Origin of the sequence: Rahnella sp. WP5, assembly GCF_000745615.1 — a bacterium.
Taxonomy (GTDB): Bacteria; Pseudomonadota; Gammaproteobacteria; order Enterobacterales; family Enterobacteriaceae; genus Rahnella; species Rahnella aceris.
Genome location: NZ_JQJR01000031.1, coordinates 1 through 2,516 on the forward strand (window position 1 = coordinate 1; position 2,516 = coordinate 2,516).

The window sequence follows — 2,516 nt, forward strand, 5'->3', positions numbered from 1 at the left end:
CATGCCAACGGCAGCATCAGCCCGATATTCGACAAGGAGAAAGAGCAGAAGCGGCTGGAAATCGCGCAGGCGCTGGGGGACGCAGGCAGCCAGGCGGCAGATATTGCGCGGACGGCGGGTGAGATAAAAGGGCTGGAAGCCGCGAAAGCCGCACATCCGGAACTGAGTGGCAAAGACCTGCTGGAGACAAAAGAGTACAAAGACACCCAGAAACAGTACGGTACCGGCAGTGATATCCAGCAAGGTATCAGCGCAGCGACGATGGCACTTCAGGGGCTGGCGGGTGGTGATATGGCAGCAGCGCTGGCAGGCGGCGCGGCTCCGTATCTGGCGGAGGTAGTGAAAAAAGCGACGGGTGACAATCAGAAAGCGAACATCATCGCGCATGCGGTGGTGAATGCCGCCATTGCAGCGGCGCAGGGCAGAGATGCAGCGGCAGGAGCGGCGGGAGCCGCCGCAGGTGAACTGGCGGGTATGATAGCGCTGGACACTTACGGCAAACCCATCAGCGAACTGACGGAGCAGGAAAAACAAAAAGTGCTGGCCTTATCGACGCTGGCAGCGGGTCTGGCGGGTGGTTTAACCGGAGACAGCACGGCAGACGGTATGACAGGCGCGATAGCGGGGAACACCACAGTGAACAACAACCTGTTAGGCGGCGGTACGGAAGCAGGCCAGGAAGCATTTATCCGTCAGCACGGTATTGATATGGCAAGTTGTGCTGATGCACCGGGTTCGGCAAGTTGCCAGAAGGCGCAGAATGAGGCAAATGCAGTGGCAGGCGCAATGGCGACCGCAGGGCTGATTTATCTGCCTGGAGGAATGCAGATGACAGGTGCTATTGGCGGCAGTGCTAATGCAGCGATCCAGTATGGCGTGAATGGTGAAATCAATCCTACAGATGTGTTGATAGCTACTTATGTGGGAGCATTTACGGCGAATACGGGACTGTGGGGAACTGTGGGTTGGAATGCAGCAGGTGGTGCGACATCAAGTTATCTGAAGGGAGATGATCCGTGGGCTGGAGGGGCTATAAGCGGCGGTGCTTCAGGCCTAGGTTATGGGATAGGTAAGTTTGCGCAGGGACCTCTGAACAAAATATTTAATCCAACTTGGAAAAACTATGAATGGGTTGATATGGGAATGGGCATATCAAAACCATTACCACCAAGTGCTATTCCTGGCATAGCGGGTAATACAGGAGCAGCAATTGCAACAGAAGGAACTGGTGCCATTATTAACGAGCAAATAAATAGTCTTAAGGAGAAAAAGTAATGAATGCGAAGACTGTATTTTCTTTATTTATTTTCAATATAATATGGATATTAATTCTTCTTTCTATGACTGTGATTATTTTTTTAATGCTTAGAACATTTGTATGGTTATCTTTTGGTGGGGATTTTCTTTTTTCACTGGAAGATATCCGAAGAGCTTATCGTATTAGTCTATTTGCTGGGCCTATTTGTGGGTCGGGTAGCTGGTTTATCTACTATCGTCATTACAGACATTACAAGTAAGTAAATCCTGACCAACAACGCTGGGATCGGATTAGACAGAAATGTTTATGAAAAACAGGGCATTAATTTTTAACATGGATATTTATATGAAAAGTAATTCGTTTTTTTTGATGATCGTGATTTTTCTTTCTGGATGTACTGTGGATATGAGCAGTTCTATGCCTGATTATCAGGGCAACGATACTTCTTTTATTCGTGTCGACAATAGTTTTCAACCAACACTTTTCAGGCTGGAAAAAATGTTACCTGCTGCGGAATGTATGAAATCAGAAGGTGTGTATGGACTTACATCAAAAGTAGCCGTGATGGGAATAAAAACCAGCTATTCAAAAAGAGTAACTGGGATCGCATCTCCGTCAACGCAATTCTCAAATAGGGGATATTTGGAATATACCATTCAAAGTGGGAAAGCATATAAAATATGGTGGCACTTTGATGAAAAAAGTATGTATGGCATAGATCTTGGTAGAACTTTTGAAAGATCATTTACGGCAGAAGATGGTCATAGTTATGAAATCCAAACAAAAGGTAATGATGTTGTTATCTATGATATTTCTGAAAGGAAAGAAGCAGATTATGTAAGCGTTAAAGAGTGCCAATATAAAAAAACAATGTTGGGGAAGAAAGAATATCTATGAAGTAATAATGATCCATCTTTATTTTCGTGGAGAACCGCACAATTTGCTGGCAGCCGTTGCAACTCAAAAGCCAGAGTTTCAGCACCGTCGGTTCGACGGGGGGAACGGCGCTGGCGCAGGCCACCACCGGCGATGCTTCCACCACCTTTGGTATCAGCGCCTCGGTTGGCACGCAGTCGTCCAAATCCGAGAGCCACAGCGGACAGAATACCGCCACGGGCAGCACGCTGACGGCGGGTGATAACCTGTCAATAACCGCGACGGGCGGCGATATCACGACCATCGGCAGCCAGATTAAAGCCGGGCTGGACGTGGCGCTGAACGCGGCAGACGACATCAACCTGATTTCCTCGCAGAACAC

The 2,516-nt window shown here is 48.1% G+C and carries 3 protein-coding genes; all 3 read left to right on the forward strand.

What is annotated here, in order from left to right:
* Window positions 1–1,275, forward strand: a 1,275-nt coding sequence (locus EX31_RS26425; RefSeq protein WP_231576073.1) for a VENN motif pre-toxin domain-containing protein, incomplete at its 5' end; no start/stop codon positions are given.
* A gap of 289 nt (window positions 1,276–1,564) precedes the next feature.
* Complete coding sequence (locus tag EX31_RS17205; protein ID WP_037035817.1) at window positions 1,565–2,155, forward strand: hypothetical protein; 591 nt, start codon at window positions 1,565–1,567, stop codon at window positions 2,153–2,155.
* A 26-nt stretch (window positions 2,156–2,181) separates the two neighbouring features.
* The coding region (locus tag EX31_RS26430) for a hemagglutinin repeat-containing protein (RefSeq protein WP_037035819.1) at window positions 2,182–2,516 on the forward strand (335 nt) is incomplete at its 3' end.